Raw genomic sequence first — 19,969 nt, 5'->3', positions numbered from 1 at the left:
GCGGAAACGTCTCATCGGGCGTTCGGATTCAGAACTTTGGGCCAACGGATTGAATCCGCCGCTCGCGAGTTCAACGTCGCTGCTGTCGGCTGCGGTTCGAACGATTCTGGTTTGCACGGATGTGCCACTCGGTGGCCGGAGAAGGCGCCGCATGCGGCGGCTGCGATGGCCCCGGGCGCCGGATTCGGGACTTTCGCAGGACGCAGGGAAACAGCAGGGGCCGTCTCGGAGCTGTTTCGTCGGGGGTGGCCCATGGCCTCGTACCGGAGGGGGTGCCGGCCATCGACCCGATGATTGTGTTCGGGGTCCGGGCTCTGGGTGAGGGTCCGGGAGAAGACCAGGTGCCGCAGGTGGGGATAGGCGTTGGTGACACCGGCCGCAAGGCCGACCTCGTAGCTCTTGCGTCCCTCCACGACGCTGTCGAAGCAGGTGCCCTCGGCGGTTACACCGAGCGCGGCCCGGTCCGGGCCGGGCCGGGAAGGGTTTCGGGGTATTCGGCGATGAGGTGCCGGACGAAGTCGTTTGTGGGGGTCCAGAAGCCTCCCGGCCCCGTGGGGTCGCCGCCTTCCGGTCCGGTGATGAAGCCGTCGAGGGTGGCGGCGATGTAGTACCACAAGCTTGCGCATACGGTGATTCCTTCGATTCCTTCGTAGATCGGTCGTGGTGCCTGGCGCTTGGCCGAACGCCTCGGTGAGCAGGCTGCCGGTCCTTCAGGGGCCGGGAGGCGTCGCCTGACGGCCGGAGGCGGAGGCCATGCTGAGCCAGGTGTGCGGGTTGCTTTTCCAGCACCACCCCAGCTTGGGCGGCTTCAGGCTGATCCAGATCGCCCGGACGCGGCGGTCACCGGACCGCGAGCCCGAGGGTAGGTGGGGTGACCTCTTACTCGGCCGTCCAGAGGGGCCGTACCTCGAGGGTCTCCGCGGTCGGCCACGTCTTGGCGATGTCGACGGCGGCATCCCGGTCGGCGGCCTCGACGAAGACGTAGCCGCCCAGTGTCTCCTCGCCGTCCGAGAACGGGCCCTCGGTCGCCTTGGGGATGCCGTCATCCTCCCGGCGCACCGTGACAGGACGGACGGACTCGGTCAGAACGCCTGGCCGCCCACGAGGACACCGGCTTGGGCCTGCTCGCCCATCCACGCCTCGATCTGCTTCCGGTACGCGAGGCGGTCCTCCTGGATCCTCCGCCTGGATTCGGTGTTCTCGATGATGACGATCGCGAACTACATGTGGGTTCTCCTTGTCACTGCGAGTAGGAAACGAGCTGGAATGCAGGCCGTCAGGCGGACGCGTCGCTGGTGCGGCGGCCGCCGGCGGAGGCCATGCCGAGCCAGGTGTGCGGGTTTCCCTCCCAGCACCAGCCCAGCTTGGGGGCCTTCTGGCTGATCCAGAGGGCCGGGACGCGGCGGTCACCGCTGCGGGAGTTGCCGAGCGAGAAGCACTTGTTCTTCACCAGCACCTGCGGGAAGTGCGTGACGAGGGCGATGCCCTCCTCGATGGTGAGCAGGGTGCGCCCCCGCTCCGCGATCGTGGCCATGGCGTCACGGGGTACGACGCCGCAGAACTCCTCCCCGCGTTCGACGTCGAACAGCAGGTACGCCCGCTGGTCGGGCAGTTCCGCCTCCGTCGTGGCGACGAAGCGTTCGAGGGCGCCGGGTTCGAAGGAGCGGTCGACGAATCCGGGGAGTTTCCCGCCGTGCAGGGTGGTGCGCGGCATCGTCTCCTCGATCGGGGCGAGCGCCCGGGTGACGACCAGTACGAACGGCACACGGCCGGCGACGGGGTCGTACTCGCCGTACTTCGCGTCCGCCGCCAGTGCGGTGGTGCGCAAGGGCGCGAGCAGGGCGGCGAACTGCTCCGGGGCGAGTCCGGAGAGCTTCGGGTAGCCGAGCTCGGTGAGGGTGCGGACCTGTCGGTCGAACTCGGGTGCCGGGTCGAAAGTGGTCATGCGGGTTCCTCTCGTTCGGTTCGTCCGGTGAGTGCGAGTTGGTACTCGTAGGTGGTGCGCCGGCGGCGGAAGCCGAGCTGTTCGTTGACCGCGAGCATGTGGGTGTTGTCCGCGGCATTGTCGGTCTCGACCTCGGTGACCTGGGGGTACTCGTCGTGCAGACGGCGCAGCATGTGGGCCTTGAGCCATACGCTGAGGCCGTGGCCGCGGTGGGCGGGCACCACGGCGGTGTCGTACTGCTGGGCGCGCGCCACCGTGCCGCCGGGGATCACGACCTCGGTGAAGCCGGCGATTTCGGCGTTCTCGGCGGTCTCGTCGCCGTGGACGGCGGCGACGGTCAGCAGGGTGTCGCCGTGTCCGGTCACGACCGCGGCCATGGCACGCACCTGCTCGGCGTCCCAGGCGACCGAGCCGTAGTCCAGGCCGCGGGTGGGCATGCCGTTCATGGCGTTCTTGGCTGTGGCGAAGGCGTCCGCGAGCGCGTCCGGCACGGTGCCGTGCCACTCGGCCGTGCGGTAGCCGGGGTGCTCGGCCGTGGTCAGTTCGTCGAGCCAGCCGCTGTGCACCTCGCTCAGGGGCAGCAGGAGGTGGTGCAGGGTCAGGGCGCGGCGGAAGCCGTGCCGTACGCAGAACAGGTCTGCGGGAGTGCACGCGGGTGCCTCCGCGATCAGGCTGCGGCGCCCGGCCGATGCCGCTTCGGCGGCCACAGCGGCCAGCAACTGCGTGCCGGTGCCGTTGCGCCGTGCGTCGGGGCGTACATGCAGGTCAACCTCAGCCAGGTGGTCCTGGCCCGCACGCTCGAACAGGCGCAGGGTGGCCGCGCCGACCGCTCGGCCGCGGCTCCCGCCGTCATCCTTGTACGCGAGCCAGGTCAGCATCCCGCTGCCCGGCGTCGGCCCGGTGAGCCTCGCGTGCGCCTGCGCACGGGTCGGCGGGGGTGCGTCGGGCAGGTCCTCGGCCATCGATGCGGCAACGACCTCGTGCCAGGCATCGACGTCGGCCCGTGAGACAGGCTCCACGCAGACGATGCGCACTGGTTCTGCCATGAGCTGGATGTTCTCCTCGGGTTAGGGTCTATGCGGAGCGTTGATCCAAGGGGGAGGGCGGCGTGGAGCTGCGGGACATCGAAATATTTCTGACACTGGCGGAGGAACTGCACTTCGGGCGGACGGCCGAGCGGTTACACATCACCCAGGCACGGGTCAGCCAGGCCATCGCCAAACAGGAACGCCGCATCGGCGCCGCGCTGTTCGAGCGAACCAGCCGCCGGGTCGCCCTCACCCCACTGGGGGCGCGGCTGTGCGACGATCTGAAGGCCGGGTACGACCGCATCCGCGACGGGGTGGAGTCCGCGGTGGAAACTGCACGGGGGGTCCGGGGCTCCCTGCGGCTCGGGCTGTTCGGTACCCAGGCCCACGATCTGGCGCCGGCCACCAGGCTGTTCCGGGAGAGGTATCCGTCCTGCGCCCTCTCCTTCCACGAGGTGCATTTCAGTGATCCGTTCGGGCTGCTGCGCGCCGGGGAGGTCGATCTGCAGACCTGCTGGCTGCCCCTGCACGAGCCCGATCTGGCCGTGGGCCCGGTGGTCGTGGAGGGACCGCTGTTCCTGATGGTGTCCGACTCCCATCCGCTGGCCGACCGTCGGCGCGTCCGTCTGGAGGACATCGGGGGCTGTGTCCTTCCAGCGTTCCCCGAGACAGCTCCCCGCTACTGGGAGGAGGCTGTCGAACCGTTTCACACGCCGACCGGGCGGCCGATCCCGCGGGGCCCGGTGGTCACGACCTTCCAGGAGATCGAGGGTTTCGTCCTCTCCGAGGGCCTCGCCTGTGTGGTTCACGCGGACGCACCCCGCTACTACCAACGCCCCGGCATCGTGTACATCCCGATCGAGGACGCCCCGCCCGGCCGGTGGGCGCTGATCTGGCGTACGACAGCCGAGACGGAGCTGGTCCGGGCCTACGCACAGGCAGCCGAGGACGTCCTGGACGAACTGCCCCGCGAGGCCCTCACTCCGCCTCACCCCGTAGGCGGAGCTCCTCGCCGGGCTGGAGCGAACCCCAGGGCGTCCAGTGCGGTGACCAAGGTGGCCTCCTCGTAGGCGAAGTGCCGTTCCAACCGGCCTATGAGCAGGTCCAGTTCGGCCAGCACTCCGGCCGGGTCGCCGACCTCCAGCTTCTCCAGCCGGTCCGCGATCTCCGAGCGGAGGCGGGCCACGGTGCGGTGCTCCTCGCGCAGGCGGGCGAGGGTCGGGGCGAGGCCGGGGAAGGTCTTCTCGAGGGCGGGGAAGGCGTGTTCGTCCTCGCCGACGTGGTGCACTTCCAGGGCCTGGCAGAAGCTGAGGCAGTGGTCGCGCAGGTCTTTCAGCACGTCCGGGACGAGGTCACCCGACCGCGGCTGCTCGCCCTGACCCGCGACGAACGCGGCGGCCCGCGCGCGCAGTTCGCCGATCTCCTGGCGCAGCCAGGCGTGCACCTCGGCCAGCTCCCGGCCGAGCCCGCGCGCCCGGCGCCCGTCGTCGTACTCGTCGGTCTCCAGAACGACGACGGGAATGACCCGGTCGGTCCCCCGCTGGTACTCCGCGTAGCCGGGGGCGATCTCGCAGACACGGGCGAAGAGGCGGTCACGTTCCTCGCCCTCGGTGATTCGGGTGCGGGCCTGGTAGGTGTTGGTGCCGACCTCGACGGTCAGGATGGGGTTGGCGCGCAGATTGTGGTACCAGGCGGGGTTCTTGTCGCCGCCGCCCGCGGAGGCGATGACGACCGCCTGGCCGTCGATCTCCAGGTAGCCGACGGGGCTGGTCCGCGGCCGTCCGGTCCTCGCTCCGGCCGTGGTGAGCAGGGCGAGGGTGCCGCCCTCGAAGGGGCCGCCGACCTTGCCGCCGTTCGCCCGGAACTCCTCGACGACGGAGCGGTTCCACTCGGCGACGGTCGGCTCCAGCCGCTCGGCGGCGACGGCCTCGATCTCCGTCGGGGTGCCGGACATGATCGTGCGGACGTGCTCGGAGACCAGTTCGACGGGCCAGTCCCACCAGGCGGCGCGCAGCAGCCGCTCGACGTCCTCGTCGTCGTACCGCTGCTTGATGGGGCCGGCCGGGTTGCCGCCGACGACCGTGTATGGCGGCACGTCGCTGGTGACGACGGCCCCGGTGGCGATGATCGCGCCGTCGCCGATGGTGACACCCGGCATGACGGTGACGCCGTTCCCGAACCACACGTCGTTGCCGACGACGGTGTCGCCGCGGCTCGGCATCGACGTGACGACGTCCAGGGTGCGTTCGGCCCACGCACCGCCGAACATCGTGAACGGGAAGGTGGACACCCCGAGCATGGGGTGCTCGGCGCCCGCCATGAGGAAGCGGGTGCCGGTGGCGATCGCGCAGTACTTGCCGATGACGAGGCGCTCGGGGCCGTAGGCGTACAGCACGTTGCGCCGCTCGAACTCCTCGGCGCCGTCCGGGTCGTCGTAGTACGTGAACTCGCCGATCTCGATGCGCGGATCGGTGACCAGGGGTTTGAGGAGTACCACGCGCTCGTGCTCCGGCAGGGGGTGCAGCACGGTCGGGTCGGGAATCGTGGGCATGGCCTTCACCATTCCCGACCAGGACCCGGTGATCAACGACGCATTCGGGAAGGATCCATAATCCTCGGCTTATCGATCACGCCCCGGCTGGTGGTTCGTCCCGCTGCCTCCGGCCCGTCGGCCACGGCTCGCCGCGCCAGGTTGCAGGTCCGTCGGGTGCTCGGTGAGGGCGTGCTCGGCAGCCGAGAGGAAGGCCCGGATCAGAGGGTTTTCCCCTGTGGTACGCCACGCCACACCAGAGCCCACTCTCCCAACGGGGCGTCGCGGATGGGCAGGTAGACGATGTCCGGCCAGGAGTAGTAGTGGGCGGCCTCGGCCTGGATCGGCGTGACCACCTCGCCAGACGCCACCACGGCACAGACACTCCTGCCACACGGAGATACCCGGGCCACCGCGCCGGATAGGCCGTCCGGAAGGAGTTCTGGACGGCAGCAGGGCCTCCAGCCAATAGGGAGGGATCGGTGCGTCGGGGTGCGGACGGGTCACCAGACAGTCACCCAGGTCCTCCATCTCCACCGATTCGCGCCTTGCGAGCGGGTGGGAGGCGCCGACCATCAGCACCAATGGTCTGGTGCGCAGTACCGGCCCGACGGTGAGGTCGGGTTCGCGTACCGGCAGCCACAGCAACGCCAGATCTACCTCTTCCCTGCGCAGGGGCCCGAAAGGGTCGCTGCCGTGCATCTCCTTGAAGGACCAACACGAGGCTGCCGCGGGTGCCCTCGGCGGCCTCCGTCGCCGCGGCGACACCGGCGCGGATGCGGTCATAACCGGCCTTGAGATCGTCGCGGAGCCGGGCACCGATCTCGGTCAGCGTCACTCGCCTGCTGGTGCGTTCGAACAGGGCGGCGCCGATGCGCCGCTCCTGCCGGGCGATGGACTGGCTGACCCGGGCCTGCGAAATGTGCAGCCGCTGTGCGGTCCGCCCGAAGTGCAATTCCTCCGCGAGGGTCAGGAAGATCTCGATGTCGCGCAGTTCCATGTGGTCCACTCCCCCTGGTGACGCCCGGGCAGGCGGTCCCCTATGTCGGGTCACGACCTGCCGCCAAGACGGTAACCGGTTTCCGTGCGGGTGCCGATCACGGGGCCTCGTCTGCGGACCGCCAATCCTCGCAGTGGGCCGAAGCAAGCCAGCACTCAACGGAACCCGTGCGCAGATCCCTGCAACGGCGGTTGAGCGTGCGGGTATCCGCATGGTCTCCGCCAGGATTCTGGGACTCGCGCGCTTCCGTCTTTGATGTGATCCAGGTCTACGGCCGGGAGTTGCTCCGTGGGCCGTTCGCCGACCGGCGTGCGCGGTTGGAGGAGCTGTTCGCCCGGCACGGTCTGACGGGGCCCGTCGCTGGCGACAACGAGCGCCGGGCGGTTGGCGAGGAACCGGTCGGCGTGGTCACCCAGGGGCGTAGACGGGCACCGGGAGCCGCGGGTACTGCTCGCCTGCTGAAGGGGGTGCGCAGGGCGGAGCCGAACAGGCCGCGGCCTCCGCCTCCGATGGTGACGGAGGGTGATCCGACGACTACGGCGCGGCTGCACCCTGCCCTCGTACGGCGCGGCCTGCACGGAGCGGACGCCGCCCAGGAGGCCGCGCGCGAGCTTCTTGCCCTCCCCCAGCCGCCCACCGCACTCGTCTTCGGGCCAGAACCTCCTGACCGTCGGCGTCCGCCGGACTCTGCGGGAGCTTCGGCTGCAGCGCCGCGTGGCGCTGATCGGACCACTGCCCGGCTTGGCCCGGGGGTCTCGTGAGGCCCCGTGGACGGCCCGGTGGCCGGTGCTGCTCGTTCCGCGCGACGCACCGGTGTAGGGGACCGCGCGGTGGCGGGATGCAACCCATGCGTAGGTATTGACATGCCGTGCGAACGGTCGTAACTTCCGTGCAACACTGAAGTAAAGCGCATTACTAAAGCGCATGACTAGAGAGTGGATCAGTATCTGGTCCGCTGTCCGCCGACCAAAGGGGACTGGAAGTGGCCACGAGCAAGCCGCGTCGCGTGACCATGAGTGATGTGGCGCGTCACGCGGGTGTCTCGCAGACCACAGTCTCCTTCGTGCTGAACGACAAGCCCGGCACCGCCATCGCCGACGAGACCCGTCAGCGGATCTTCGAGGCGATCGACGAGCTCGGCTACCGGCCCAACGCCGGGGCGCGGGCGCTGGCCGCGAACCGCAGCGGGTGGTTCGGGCTGATCACCGAGATCGTGACCGGCCCCTTCGCGGGGGAGGTGATCACGGGCGCGCAGAGCCGCGCCTGGGGTGACCGGAGATTCCTGCTGATCGCCGCGAGCGAGGGCGACCCCGCCCAGGAGGCCGCCGCGCTCGACCAGATGCTGGAGCACCGCGTGGAAGGGCTCCTGTACGCCACGACCTGGCACCGCGCCGTCACGCTCCCCAAGGCCGCCCGGGAGGTGCCGACGGTGCTCGTCAACTGCTACGACGCCGAAGGGGAGCTGCCGTGCATCCTGCCCGACGAGGTGTCGGGCGGATACAAGGCGACCCGCCGGCTCCTGGACGCCGGTCACACCCGCATCGGGTTCATCAACCTCGACCCGGCGATCCCGGCCGCCATCGGCAGGCGCGAGGGGTACGAACGTGCCCTGCGCGAGGCCGGGATCACCCCCGACCCCTCCCTCGTCGTCCCCGGCTGGGCGACCGCCGACGGCGCCTATGGCGCCGCCTGCGAACTGCTGGACCGCCCGGCCGGCGACCGGCCGACCGCGCTGTTCTGCGGAAACGACCGGATGGCGATGGGCGCGTACGACGCGATCAAGGAACGTGGGCTGCGCATCCCGCACGACGTGGCCGTGGTGGGGTTCGACAACCAGGAACTCATCGCCGCCTATCTGCGGCCGAAGCTGACGACGCTCGCCCTGCCCTTCGAGGCCATGGGCACCAAGGGCATCGACATGCTCGCCGCTCTCGCAGCGGGGCAGCCGCTCGACACCCATCGGGTGACGATCGACTGCCCGCTGCTCGAACGCTCGTCGGTCTGACCGCTAATCAGTCCGCCGAGGAATCCCGTCCCGTCTTCGCCCTGTGTGTTGAAGAGAGGAAAAGAGTCTCCATTATGGCACCCTCCCGCATACCCTCACGGCGGCCGCGAGCCGTCTTGAGAGCGGTCACCGCGACCGCCGCCGCGGCCCTGGTCCTGTCCGCCTGTACGGGTGGCTCGGGCGCCTCCGGCGCCGGTGACACCTCCGGCAACCAGCTGCTCACCATCCCGCGCGAGGACCTGGCGACGTTCACGCGCAACTTCAACCCTCTCTCCCCGCAGGCCGCCCCCATGACCAAGGAGGCCGTCTACGAGCCGCTGGTCGTGCACAGCATGGCGGACGCCAAGGACACGCCGTGGCTGGCCACCAAGTGGGAGCAGGCCAAGGACGGCAAGTCCCTCACCTTCACGCTGCGTGAGGGCGTCAAGTGGTCGGACGGCCAGGCACTCACCGCCGGCGACGTCGTCTACACCTTCGAGCTCCAGAAGAAGGTCCTGGGCGGCTTCGACTACCTCGACAAGGTCACCGCGGTCGACGCCCACACGGTGAAGTTCTCCTACAACAAGGCGTTCTCGCCTGCCTTCTACGAGATCAGCGGTCACTACATCGTGCCGAAGCACATCTGGTCCAAGGTGAAGGACCCGGCGAAGTTCACCAACCCGAACCCGGTCGGCACCGGCCCGTACACCAAGATCGAGAAGTTCCAGAGCCAGTCGTACGAGTTGCGCAAGAACCCCGACTACTGGCAGCCGGACAAGCAGCGGATCGCCGGCATCCAGATGCTCGCGTTCTCCGGCAACGACAGCGCCAACATCGCCTTCACCAACGGCGAGGTGGACTGGACGCAGTCGTTCATCCCGGACATCGAGAAGTCCTTCGTCGCCAAGGACAAGAAGCACAACCACTACTGGTTCCCCGCCACCGGCGCCATGATCAACTGGCAGCTGAACACCACCAAGGCGCCCTTCGACGACCCGGCCGTGCGCAAGGCGCTCAGCATGGCCGTCGACCGCGACCAGATCACCAAGGTCGCGATGAACGGCTACGCCGAACCCGCCGACTGCACGGGCCTGGCCCGCACGTACGACAAGTGGCGCGACAAGGACCTCGCCGCGTCCTGCGCCTGGACGAAGCACGACACCGACGCGGCGGCCAAGGCCCTCGACGCGGCCGGCTACAAGGAGAGCGGCGGCAAGCGGAAGCTGAAGAACGGCAAGAACTTCACACTCGACATCTCCGTCGGCTCCGCCTCCTCCGACTGGATCTCGGTCGCCAACATCATCAAGCAGGACCTCGCGAAGGTCGGCATCACCGCCACCGTGAAAACGCCCGACTGGTCGGCGGTCTCGTCCTCGTACAACACCGGCACCTTCGACACCGGCATCGTGTGGAGCAACAACGGCGCCACCCCGTACGAGTACTTCCGCGGCGTGATGTCGACCAAGATGGTGCAGCCGGTCGGCAAGCAGGCCACGGAGAACTACCACCGCTTCGGCGACAAGAAGGCCGACAAGCTCATCGACGCCTTCGCCGCGGCCACGGACGAGAGTGCGCAGCGCGAGCAGATGAACGGCCTGCAGGAGCTGTACGACAAGGACGCGCCCGTCGTCCCGCTGTTCACCGGCCCCGAGTGGGGCGCGTACACGGACGCCCGCTTCACCGGCTGGCCCACCGAAGAGAACCCGTACGCCACCCTCGGCAACCGCAACGGCAGCACGGTCCTCGTGCTCACGTCGCTGAAGCCCGTCAAGGGCTGACGCCGCCCGCACGGACCGGCGGCCGCCCTCCTCCCCGGGCGGCCGCCCCGCGCACCGAGCCACACGTTCACCCCCCACCGACAGGGAGCACGACCCGTGCGTCTGATCCTGCGCAACCTGGGGTTCTATCTGCTCGCCTTCTGGGCCTCCATCACCCTGAACTTCGTTCTCCCGCGCTTCATGCCGGGCGACCCGGTCTCGCGGATGTTCGCGCAGGCCCAGGGCACGATGCAGCCCGACCAGATAGCCCAGTTGCGAAAACTCTTCGGTCTCGACAACCGCCCCCTCTGGGAGCAGTACGTCTCCTACGTCAAGAGCGTCTTCACCGGCGACCTCGGCATCTCCATCACCCGCTTCCCCACCCCGGTCTCCGAGGTGATCGGCTCGCAGATCGGCTGGACCCTGCTGCTCGGCGGCGTCGCGCTCGTCGTCGCGGCCGTCGTCGGCAACCTGCTCGGCATCGTCGCCGCCTGGCGGCGCGGCGGCGTCCTCGACTCCGCCTTCCCGCCCCTGCTGATCTTCGTCGGCTCGTTCCCGTACTTCTGGCTGGCCATGGGCGCGCTGTACCTGTTCGGGGTGAGCCTGAACTGGTTCCCGCTGCGGCACGCCTACGACGTCGGACTGACCCCCGGCTTCAACGGCGAGTTCCTCTCCAACGTCGCCACCCACCTGGTGCTGCCGGCGCTGACCATCGTGCTGGTCTCCGTCGGCGGCTGGATGCTCGGCATGCGCAACACCATGATCGCCACGGCGGCCGAGGACTACATCACCATGGCCGAGGCGAAGGGGCTCAGCCCCTCGCGGATCATGTTCCGCTACGCAGCCCGCAACGCCCTGCTGCCCTCCGTCACCAACTTCGGCATGGCACTCGGCTTCGTCGTCGGCGGCGCCCTGCTCACCGAGGTCGTGTTCGCCTACCCCGGCATCGGCTACCAGCTGCTGATGTCCGTCCAGGGCCTGGACTACCCGCTGATGCAGGGCATCTTCCTGACGATCACGGCGGCGGTACTGATCGCGAACTTCCTCGTCGACCTCGTCTACGTCCGCCTCGACCCGCGCGTCCGCGTCCGCTGAGGAGGCTGCCGACATGACCGCCATCGAAATCGCGACGGCCGCCACGCCGACCGCCCCCGCGCGCACCTCCCGCCGGCGCGGCCTGCTGCGCCAGCTCATCGACAGCAAGAAGGCGTTGACCGGGCTGATCCTGCTCGCTCTCTTCGCGCTGCTGGCCCTGCTCGCGCCCGTCCTGGCACCGGGCGACCCGTCGCTCATCAACTCCACGGGCAGCCAGGCCCCCTCGGCCGCACACTGGCTCGGTACGACCGCCAAGGGACAGGACGTGCTCGCCCTCACCCTGTGGGGTGCGCGCAGTTCCCTCTTCGTCGGGTTCACCGTGGGGCTCGTGGCAACCGCGGTCGCCATCGTCGTCGGCCTGGCGTCCGCGTACTTCGGCCGCATCGTGGACGACGCGCTGACCCTGGTCACCAACGTCTTCCTGCTGCTGCCCGGCCTGCCCCTGCTCATCATCCTGGCCGCGTTCCTGCCGCCCGGGACCTCCACCGTGATCCTGGTCCTCGTCGTCACCGGCTGGGCGGGCTCGGCCCGGGTCCTGCGCGCGCAGGCCAAGTCGATCCGCGGCAAGGACTTCGTGGCAGCGGCCGTCGTCACGGGGGAGCGCCCGCTGCGGATCATGTTCCGCGAGATCCTGCCCAACATGGCGTCCGTGGTGATGACCACGCTGCTCGGCTGCGTGATCTTCGGCATCGGCGCCCAGGCCGGCCTGGAGTTCCTCGGCCTCGGCGACAGCAGCGTCGTCAGCTGGGGCACCAACCTGTACTGGGCCGGCAACGACGGCGCGCTGATGACCGGCACGTGGTGGGCCTTCGTCCCCTCCGGACTGTGCATCGCGCTCGTCGCGTTCGCGCTCGCGCTGGTCAACTACGCGGTCGACGAGGTCACCAACCCCAGACTGCGCAACCGCCGTTCCCGCCGTGAGAGGAGGGGCTGAGCCATGGAACCCGTACTTGAGGTGAACGGCCTGCGCGTCGAATACCGCGGCGACGGACGCACCGTCGTGGGCGCCGACGACGTCTCCTTCTCCATCGGCGCCGGAGAGATCTTCGGCCTCGCCGGAGAATCCGGCTGCGGCAAGTCGACCATCGCCAACGCGGTGATGCGGCTGCTGAAGCCCCCGGCGGAGATCACCGCGGGCAGCATCCGCTTTCAGGGCAGGGACGTCCTCGCCCTCGACGCACGCGAGCTGCGCGCCTTCCGGTGGCGGGAGATCGCCATGGTCTTCCAGTCGGCGATGAACTCGCTCAACCCCGTCCTGACGATCGGCGAGCAGATCGTCGACATCTTCACCACCCACGAGCGGATGAAGAAGCGGGCCGCGCGGGAGCGGGCCGGCGAGCTGCTTCGGCTGGTCGGCATCGACCCGGGAAGGCTGAAGGCGTACCCGCACCAGCTCTCCGGCGGCATGCGCCAGCGCGTGGTCATCGCCATGGCCGTCGCACTCCACCCCCGGCTGCTGATCATGGACGAGCCGACCACCGCGCTCGACGTGGTCGTGCAGCAGGAGATCATGGCGCAGATCCGCGACCTCCAGCGCGAGCTGGGCTTCTCCATCCTCTTCATCACCCACGACATGTCCCTGATGGTCGAGCTGTCGGACCGCATGGGCGTGATGTACGGCGGACGGATCGTCGAACTCGCCGACGCCAAGGACTTGTTCGCCCAGCCGCTCCACCCCTACACCGAGGCGCTGATGAACGCCTTCCCGCCGCTGACCGGCCCGCGCCAAGAACTCACCGGCCTCTTCGACGCCCCGCGCACCGCCGACAGCTGCGGCTTCCACGTCCGCTGTCCCGAGGACCGCTCGGACTGCTCCACGAACATCCCCGACCTGCGCGAGATCGCCCCCGGCCGGTGGGCGGCCCAGAGTGCCCAGGGAGCCCCGCGATGACCCAGCCCCTGCTGTCCGTACGCGGTCTGACCAAGGACTTCCAGGTCGGCACCGTCTTCTCCCGGCGCCGCGTCCGTGCCGTCAACGACGTTTCCTTCGATCTCCCGGCCGGCCGGATCACCGCCCTGGTCGGCGAGTCCGGCAGCGGCAAGTCCACCATCGCCCGCTGTCTCGCCCGCCTCGAACAGCCCTCCGCCGGACAGGTGCTGCTCGACGGCGAGGACGTCCTGCGCACCGAGCAGCGCCGGGCGTCACGGGCGTACCGCCGCAAGGTCCAGATGGTGTTCCAGGACCCCTTCGGCTCACTCAACCCCGTCCACCGCATCGAGCACTTCCTCACCCGGGCCCTCGTCCTGCACGGCCACTCCGCCACACCAGAGGCGCTGCGCGAGCTGATGAAAACGGTCGGCCTGACCGAGGACATGCTCCAGTCCTACCCGCACGAACTCTCCGGCGGCCAGCGTCAGCGCGTCTCCATCGCTCGCGCGTTGGCGGTGGAACCGCGCCTCATCCTGGCCGACGAACCGACGTCGATGCTGGACGTCTCCGTGCGCGTCGGCGTGCTCAACCTGATGCGGCGCCTGCGCGACGAGCGGAACATCGCCATGCTCTACATCACGCACGACCTGGGCTCCGCCCGCTACCTCGCCGACACCACGATGGTCATGTTCGCCGGCGAACTGGTCGAGGGCGGCGACGCACTGGCCGTCATGGACGCCCCCGCCCACCCCTACACGCGCCTGCTGCTGTCCGCCGTACCCGACCCCGAACGGGCCGGCAGCTACGACCCCGTCGAGCGCGCCCGCCTGCGCGAGGCGATCCTCAACCCCACTTCCTGCCCCTACGGCGACGACGGCACGTGCAGCCGCACCGAGCCCGTCCGCCACATCGTCGGCGAAGACGACGGACAACCCCACTGGGTGCGCTGCCATCTGCGCGCACCCGCCTCCGACATCGCCCGCCGCGTCCTCAAGGCCACCGACCGGCCGGACGGCGAGGCCACCGACGACACCGACGCCACTGAGAAAGCGGAGACCACCGCCGCATGACCCACGACCTCACCTTCCCCTCCGGCAGCCACACCGCCGAGGGGCTGGCCGAGCGCGCCCTGCGCGACCCCCACCGCCCCCGCTTCCACTTCACCTCGCCGGGCGGCTGGCTCAACGACCCCAACGGGCTGAGTCACTGGAACGGCGTCTACCACCTCTTCTACCAGTACAACCCGCTCGCCGCCGCCCACCACCGCATCCACTGGGGCCACGCCACCAGTACCGACCTCGTGCACTGGGCCGACGAGCCGGTCGCCCTGGTGCCGGGCTCGGACGGCCCGGACCGCGACGGCTGTTGGTCCGGTGTCCTGGTGGACGACAGGGGAGTGCCCACGCTCGTCTACTCGGGCAGGCACGGCGAGCATGAACTCCCGTGCGTGGCCAGGGGATCGGCGGATCTGAGGTACTGGACCAAGGACCCGGCCAACCCCGTCATCACCGCCCCGCCGGAGGGCGTCGACATCACGGCCTTCCGCGACCACTGCGTCTGGCGGGAGGGCTCCGGCGAGAACACGGTGTGGCGCCAGCTGGTGGGCTCGGGAATCCGGGGCGCCGGCGGAACGGCCTTCCTGTACGAATCCGACGACCTGCGCAGCTGGCGCTACGTCGGCCCCCTGCTGACCGGCGACGCCTCGCAGAACCAGGGCGAGCTCGACTGGACCGGCACGATGTGGGAGTGCGTCGACCTCTTCCGGCTCGGCGAGGACGAGGAGGCCGGCAGCACCGACGTGCTGGTCTTCTCCGCCTGGGACGAGGGCACCACCCACCACCCCCTGTACTGGACCGGCCGCTACCAGGGTGACACCTTCACCCCGACCGCCCTCCACCGCCTCGACTACGGCGGCCGCTACTTCTACGCCCCCCAGTCCACCCGTGACGAGCACGGCCGCCGCATCATGCTCGGCTGGCTCCAGGAGGGCCGGACGGACGAGGCGAACGCGCAGGCCGGCTGGTGCGGTGTGATGTCCCTGCCGAGGGTCGTCACGCTCGCCACGGACGGCGGCCTGCACCAGGCCCCGGTGCCGGAGCTGACCGAGCTGCGGCGGGAGCGCGTAGAGGTGGCTCCGGGCCGGCTGGCCGACTCGTACACCCGGCTGTCCGCCGTGCGCGGGGACCAGCTGGACATCGAGACGACCCTGCGTCTCGCTCCCGGAGCGACCGCCCGGCTCGTGCTCCGCGAGACACCGGACGGCGCGGAACGCACGGTCGTGGAGGTGAGCCGGGCGCCCGACGGAGCGAGCGGCACCCTCCGACTGCACCGCGAGACCAGCAGTCTCGACCCGACGGTCGACACCGAACCCCGGCACGGGGAACTGCGGTTGGACCCCGACGGCCGGGTCGACCTGCGCGTCCTCGTCGACCACTCCGCACTGGAGATCTTCGCCAACGGGCGTGCCCTGACCGCCCGCATCTACCCCACCCGCCCGGACGAGGCCGTCGGCGTCGGTATCGGTACCGACGGCGACGTGGCCCTGGAGCGGTTCGACGCCTGGCAGATGGCGTCGGCCTTCACCGACGGACCCCGGCCGCTGTGGCCGTGACGGTCTTACACACGGCCACGGCCCGCGGGGTGGACGTCCCCCCGGGCCGTGGTCCACCCCCCTGTTCTCCCTCAGGAGCCGCCATGAGCGTTTCCCGCCGTACTCTCCTGCTCGCGGGAGGAACCGCCGCCACCCTGCTGCCTCTCGCAGGCATCCTCCCCGCAGCGCAGGCCGCCGACCCGAGCGCCGCCGGAGCAACCCCGGTGCCCGCCCCGATTCCCGACCCCATCCCCGTCGCCGGCACCTGGACCCGCACCTTGGACGGCGGCCAGAAGGCGACCGCCGGCCGACGCGGGCCCGCCCTCGCCCTGTCCGAGCAGCAACTCGCGGCCAAGGGCACGTACGCGGCCCGCATCACGCCCCGATCCTCCTCCGCCGTAGGCGCGTTGGTGTTCCGGGCCGCCCTCGACGGCTCGACCGGATACGCGGTCGCCCTCGACCCCGGCCGCGCCCGCATACGGCTCTACGACCTGGCCGGCGGCGACACACTCGCCACCGCCCCACTCCCGGGCGCGCAGGCCGGAAAGCCCTACCACCTCGAAGTGGCAGTCGACGGACCCGAGCTGACGGTGCATGTCGACGGCAAGCGGCTCCTCCACACCGAGGATCACCGCCACGACACCGGCTCGGTGGGCCTGCTCGCCCAGGGCGGCAAGGTCACCTTCGGCCCGCCCTCCCTCTCCTCGGTCACCACCAACCTCACCGGCTGGACCACGAGCGGCGGCACCTGGACGGCGAGTCCGCTGGGCTGGCGCGCGGCCCCGACCCAGGGGGCCACCGCCCGCGCCATCACCACGACCAAGACGTACGGCACCGCGCTCCAAGCCGACCTGCTCCTGCACGACGCCTCCGCCATCGCCTCACTGCTGGTGCGCACCGACGCCACGGCCACGCACGGCTACGGCGTCCAAGTCGACGCGGACCAGGGCAGGCTGAGGCTCTACCGCATCGACGGCAACGTCACCCTCGGCACCTACGCGACCACCATCAAGGCCGACACGGTCTACCGTCTGCGCGTCGAAGCCGAACACGACGAACTGCGCGTGCACTGGCAGACCAACTTCCTCTCTCCCGACGGCTACAGCCCCGTCATCACCGCCCAGGACTCCACCCACACGAAGGGCCGACTCGCCGTCACGGCTTCGGCCGGCGAGGTGTCCTTCGAGAACATCGCCGCGGCCGACCTCACCACCGGCCTCCAGGGCTGGACGGCCCGCTCCGGCACCTGGACCCCGGACCTGCGCGGCATCCGCGGCGAGAACGGCCTGCGCACGGCCCCCTTCACCGACGGCGACCTGGTGGCGAGGGCCGACATCACGCCCGGCGACCGCTCCTCCTCGGCCGGCCTCGTCCTGCGCGCGTCCGCGGACGGCTCCGGCGGCTACGAAGCCCGCGTGGAAGCCGGCCGCAACGCCGTCGTCCTGCTGGACCGCTCCTCCGGCACCCGCCTCGCCTCCGCCTCCGGCCCGGTCCGGCGCATCACGGCCGCAGGCACGTACCGCGTCGAGGCCCGCGCGACGGGCAGGACCATCGAGGTGTACGTGGACGGCGTACGGGCGCTCAAGACCCGCGTGTCCCGCACCAAGGGCGCCGCCTTCGGCACCGCGGCCGCGCACGGGACGTCGTACTTCCAGAACGTCGAAGTCCGAAGCACCGCCGACCACTTCACCGAGCCGTACCGCCCCACGTACCACTACTCCCAGCTCACCGGCCCCACCAGCGACCCCTGCGGCCTGCTGCACCACGACGGCGAGTACCACCTCTTCCACCAGGACGAGGGACGCTGGGCGCACGCGGTCAGCACCGACCTCGTCCACTGGCAGCCCCTGCCGATCGCCCTGCCCTGGAACGCCTACGGCCACTGCTGGACCGGCTGCGCGGTCGTGGACGCCGACGACACCTCCGGTCTCTTCGACGGCGGCCCGGGCCTGATCGCCTATTACACGAGCTACCACCCGGACAAGCCGGGCGGGAACGCGAGCGTGCGCATCGCGTACAGCAAGGACAAGGGCCGATCATGGCAGCTTCACGGCGGCTCGAGTCCGGCCGTGCAGAACCCGGGCGGCCCCGACGCCGGCTGGACCTTCCGCGACCCGAAGGTCATCCGCGACGAGGCCCACGACCAGTGGCTGATGGTCGTCTCCGGCGGCGACAACATCCGCTTCCTCACCTCCACCGACCTCCTCACCTGGACCCAGGTCAGCTCCTTCGGCTACGGCGACTGGGCCACACCCGGCGTCTGGGAGTGCCCCGACTTCTTCCCGCTCCCCGTCGACGGCGACAAGGACAAGGTGAAGTGGGTCCTCACCCTGAGCACCGGTGCCGTACGCGCCACGAACGGCTCGGCCGCCCAGTACTTCACGGGTGAGTGGAACGGCACCGGTTTCACTCCCGACCAGAAGGCCGGCACGGTCCTGCGCGCCGACTCCGGCCGTGACTACTACGCCGCCATGTCCTTCTACGGCCTGCCCGACGACCGCCGCGTCTGGCTCGGCTGGATGAGCAACTGGGACTACCCCTTCAGTGCCCCGACCGGCGGCTGGAACGGCCAGCTGAGCACCCCCCGCGAACTGACCCTCACGGACACCGCCGACGGCGTACGCCTGGCGCAGCGCCCGGTCCCGGAGCTGGTCACGCTGCGCACGTCCACCACGACCCGCGAGGACCTCGCCGTCGGCCCCACCTCCGCGAACCCGCTCGCGGGAGTCCGGGGCATCGCCTACGAGATCGAGGCCGAGATCACCCTCGGCACCGCCACGGAGATCGGCTTCCGGCTCCGGACCGACGACGACCACCACACGACAGTCGGATACGACGCCGAGACCCAGGAACTGTTCGTGGACCGCTCGGCATCGGGCCTGAGCGACTTCACGCAGTACTTCACGGGCCGCACGACCGCGCCGATGAAGACGACCGACGGCCGCGCGACCCTGCGCGTGTACGTCGACTCGTCCTCGGTCGAGGCATTCGGCGCGGACGGACAGGCCGTCGTGACCAGCCTGATCTTCCCCGGCCCGGACGCCGACGGCATGGCGTTCTACGCCAAGGGCGGCACCGCGCACATCGAGTCGCTCACGGTGCACAGGCTCGACAGCACCTTCCGCCTGGTGGACCGTGTGAAGCCGCTGGTGGCCGCTCCGAGCGGCGGTGAATTCCGCTCGGACCTCGGCAAGTTGACGATCACCCCCGCCGGCCGCTGGTCGACGGACAGCGCGGGCCGCGCCGGAAGCTTCGACAAGGACTCCAACGCGATCTCGGCCCGCACGGCGACGGACTTGGACCTCACGACTCTGGTCCGGCTCGGCGGCTCCGACCCGGACACGGGCGGCGCCCTCTCCCTCTTCTGGCGCGCCTCCTCCGACGGCGCCGACGCCTACTGCCTCAACATCGACCCCGACCTACGCGTGATCCGCCTGGTCGCCAAGGCCAACGGCTACTTCGAGGACGGCGCCGCCCTCGCCCGCGTCCCGGCTCTGGTCCGCCGCGGCACGACCTACCCCGTCCGCATCCTCACCGAGGGCGACCGCATCCAGGTGTTCCTCGACGGCAAGCGGATCATCGACGTGACGGACACGACGTACACGAGCGGACACATCGGCCTGAACGTGTTCGGAGGGAGGGCGGCGTACCAGGACACCTACGCGAAGGAGCTGTGACCGCCGGCCAAGCCGACAAGCAAGAGTTCGATCCGTGACCTGTTCGGGAGCCACACCCGTCGTGGCCATGCCCATCCGTGCGCGCCGACGTTCCTACAGCTTGACTGTGGGAACGGGCGCAGCACACGAACAGGCGGCACCCCGGACGCGCTGATGCGGCGGCGTCGCCATGGTTGCGGGGTCGCGGAGCCGGGGCGCCGAGCGGGACTTGAGAGCCGCCTCGGTCTGTCGGCGGTGACGATGTCGGACGGCCCGCAGGGAGTACGCGGGACCGGCGATGGCCCGGCCGAAACCGGTCTGCTGGCCCCGGCGCCGAGCGCGCTCGCGGCCACCTGGGACACCGAACTCGCCGAGCGGCTGGGGAACCTGTTCGCGACGGAGGCGCGCCGCAAGGGCGTCGACGTCGTCCTGGGCCCGGTGGTGAACCTTCAGCGCACCCCGGTCGCCGGACGGCACTTCGAGTACTTCTCCGAGGACCCCCTGCTCACCGGCA

The 19,969-nt window shown here is 70.2% G+C and carries 14 protein-coding genes and 4 pseudogenes; 10 read left to right on the top strand and 8 right to left on the bottom strand.

Annotation, left to right across the window (positions count from 1 at the left end):
* Positions 1-442: 442 nt before the first annotated feature.
* From AC067M_RS03290 to AC067M_RS03270, 5 genes are all read right to left on the bottom strand, one after another.
* Positions 443-616: a hypothetical protein gene (locus AC067M_RS03290; RefSeq protein ID WP_478695236.1), complete on the bottom strand. Its 174-nt coding sequence runs from the start codon at positions 614-616 to the stop codon at positions 443-445.
* A gap of 94 nt (positions 617-710) precedes the next feature.
* Positions 711-956 carry a DUF5701 family protein gene (locus tag AC067M_RS03285; protein ID WP_478695235.1) on the bottom strand — a complete coding sequence of 82 codons (246 nt, stop codon included), beginning with the start codon at positions 954-956 and terminating at the stop codon, positions 711-713.
* Complete coding sequence (locus tag AC067M_RS03280) at positions 880-1,059, bottom strand: YciI family protein (protein WP_478695234.1); 180 nt, start codon at positions 1,057-1,059, stop codon at positions 880-882. The genes AC067M_RS03285 and AC067M_RS03280 overlap by 77 nt, the downstream gene beginning before the upstream one ends.
* A 217-nt stretch (positions 1,060-1,276) precedes the next feature.
* Positions 1,277-1,945 carry a DUF5701 family protein gene (locus AC067M_RS03275; RefSeq protein ID WP_478695233.1) on the bottom strand — a complete coding sequence of 223 codons (669 nt, stop codon included), beginning with the start codon at positions 1,943-1,945 and terminating at the stop codon, positions 1,277-1,279.
* Entirely contained in the window at positions 1,942-2,991 is a 1,050-nt protein-coding gene (locus tag AC067M_RS03270) for a GNAT family N-acetyltransferase (protein WP_478695232.1), read from the bottom strand. The genes AC067M_RS03275 and AC067M_RS03270 overlap by 4 nt, the downstream gene beginning before the upstream one ends.
* A 62-nt stretch (positions 2,992-3,053) precedes the next feature.
* On the opposite strand from AC067M_RS03270, the gene AC067M_RS03265 reads away from it, so the two are divergent.
* Positions 3,054-4,043 (top strand): LysR family transcriptional regulator, encoded by a 990-nt coding sequence (locus AC067M_RS03265; RefSeq protein WP_478695231.1) that lies wholly within the window; start codon positions 3,054-3,056, stop codon positions 4,041-4,043.
* On the opposite strand, the pseudogene AC067M_RS03260 reads toward AC067M_RS03265, so the two are convergent.
* From AC067M_RS03260 to AC067M_RS03250, 3 pseudogenes are all read right to left on the bottom strand, one after another.
* Positions 3,962-4,849: pseudogene (locus AC067M_RS03260) on the bottom strand (nitroreductase/quinone reductase family protein); the annotation flags it as partial. The gene AC067M_RS03265 and the pseudogene AC067M_RS03260 overlap by 82 nt on opposite strands.
* A gap of 42 nt (positions 4,850-4,891) precedes the next feature.
* A pseudogene (locus AC067M_RS03255) lies at positions 4,892-5,524 on the bottom strand (CatB-related O-acetyltransferase); the annotation flags it as partial.
* Between the two features lie 69 nt (positions 5,525-5,593).
* Positions 5,594-6,503: pseudogene (locus AC067M_RS03250) on the bottom strand (LysR family transcriptional regulator).
* Between the two features lie 1,012 nt (positions 6,504-7,515).
* On the opposite strand from AC067M_RS03250, the gene AC067M_RS03245 reads away from it, so the two are divergent.
* From AC067M_RS03245 to AC067M_RS03205, 9 genes and pseudogenes are all read left to right on the top strand, one after another.
* Entirely contained in the window at positions 7,516-8,508 is a 993-nt protein-coding gene (locus tag AC067M_RS03245; RefSeq protein ID WP_478695361.1) for a LacI family DNA-binding transcriptional regulator, read from the top strand.
* A gap of 116 nt (positions 8,509-8,624) precedes the next feature.
* Positions 8,625-10,265 carry an ABC transporter substrate-binding protein gene (locus AC067M_RS03240; protein WP_478695230.1) on the top strand — a complete coding sequence of 547 codons (1,641 nt, stop codon included), beginning with the start codon at positions 8,625-8,627 and terminating at the stop codon, positions 10,263-10,265.
* A 96-nt stretch (positions 10,266-10,361) separates the two neighbouring features.
* Positions 10,362-11,339, top strand: coding sequence for an ABC transporter permease (locus tag AC067M_RS03235; RefSeq protein ID WP_478695229.1), 978 nt, complete (start codon positions 10,362-10,364; stop codon positions 11,337-11,339).
* Positions 11,340-11,352: 13 nt separating this feature from the next.
* Positions 11,353-12,273 carry an ABC transporter permease gene (locus AC067M_RS03230; RefSeq protein WP_478695228.1) on the top strand — a complete coding sequence of 307 codons (921 nt, stop codon included), beginning with the start codon at positions 11,353-11,355 and terminating at the stop codon, positions 12,271-12,273.
* Between the two features lie 3 nt (positions 12,274-12,276).
* Positions 12,277-13,230 carry an ABC transporter ATP-binding protein gene (locus AC067M_RS03225; RefSeq protein ID WP_478695227.1) on the top strand — a complete coding sequence of 318 codons (954 nt, stop codon included), beginning with the start codon at positions 12,277-12,279 and terminating at the stop codon, positions 13,228-13,230.
* Positions 13,227-14,279: an ATP-binding cassette domain-containing protein gene (locus tag AC067M_RS03220; RefSeq protein WP_478695226.1), complete on the top strand. Its 1,053-nt coding sequence runs from the start codon at positions 13,227-13,229 to the stop codon at positions 14,277-14,279. The genes AC067M_RS03225 and AC067M_RS03220 overlap by 4 nt, the downstream gene beginning before the upstream one ends.
* Positions 14,276-15,820 carry a glycoside hydrolase family 32 protein gene (locus tag AC067M_RS03215; protein ID WP_478695225.1) on the top strand — a complete coding sequence of 515 codons (1,545 nt, stop codon included), beginning with the start codon at positions 14,276-14,278 and terminating at the stop codon, positions 15,818-15,820. Before AC067M_RS03220 ends, AC067M_RS03215 begins: the two co-directional genes overlap by 4 nt.
* Before the next feature lie 83 nt (positions 15,821-15,903).
* Entirely contained in the window at positions 15,904-19,476 is a 3,573-nt protein-coding gene (locus tag AC067M_RS03210; RefSeq protein ID WP_478695224.1) for a glycoside hydrolase family 32 protein, read from the top strand.
* 153 nt (positions 19,477-19,629) lie between these two features.
* A pseudogene (locus AC067M_RS03205) lies at positions 19,630-19,920 on the top strand (glycoside hydrolase family 3 N-terminal domain-containing protein); the annotation flags it as partial.
* Between the last annotated feature and the right edge of the window lie 49 nt (positions 19,921-19,969).

This window comes from Streptomyces sp. NPDC043427 (genome assembly GCF_056436655.1).
Note: the sequence above shows the minus strand (reverse complement) of the source record. Positions and strands in the feature narration are given on the sequence as shown.

Coding starts and splice junctions, on each gene's coding strand:
- AC067M_RS03285 (WP_478695235.1), bottom strand. CDS start 956: ATGCCGCCGTCGACATCGCCAAGACGTGGCCGACCGCGGAGACCCTCG.
- AC067M_RS03275 (WP_478695233.1), bottom strand. CDS start 1,945: ATGACCACTTTCGACCCGGCACCCGAGTTCGACCGACAGGTCCGCACC.
- AC067M_RS03270 (WP_478695232.1), bottom strand. CDS start 2,991: ATGGCAGAACCAGTGCGCATCGTCTGCGTGGAGCCTGTCTCACGGGCC.
- AC067M_RS03245 (WP_478695361.1), top strand. CDS start 7,516: ATGAGTGATGTGGCGCGTCACGCGGGTGTCTCGCAGACCACAGTCTCC.
- AC067M_RS03230 (WP_478695228.1), top strand. CDS start 11,353: ATGACCGCCATCGAAATCGCGACGGCCGCCACGCCGACCGCCCCCGCG.
- AC067M_RS03225 (WP_478695227.1), top strand. CDS start 12,277: ATGGAACCCGTACTTGAGGTGAACGGCCTGCGCGTCGAATACCGCGGC.
- AC067M_RS03220 (WP_478695226.1), top strand. CDS start 13,227: ATGACCCAGCCCCTGCTGTCCGTACGCGGTCTGACCAAGGACTTCCAG.
- AC067M_RS03215 (WP_478695225.1), top strand. CDS start 14,276: ATGACCCACGACCTCACCTTCCCCTCCGGCAGCCACACCGCCGAGGGG.
- AC067M_RS03210 (WP_478695224.1), top strand. CDS start 15,904: ATGAGCGTTTCCCGCCGTACTCTCCTGCTCGCGGGAGGAACCGCCGCC.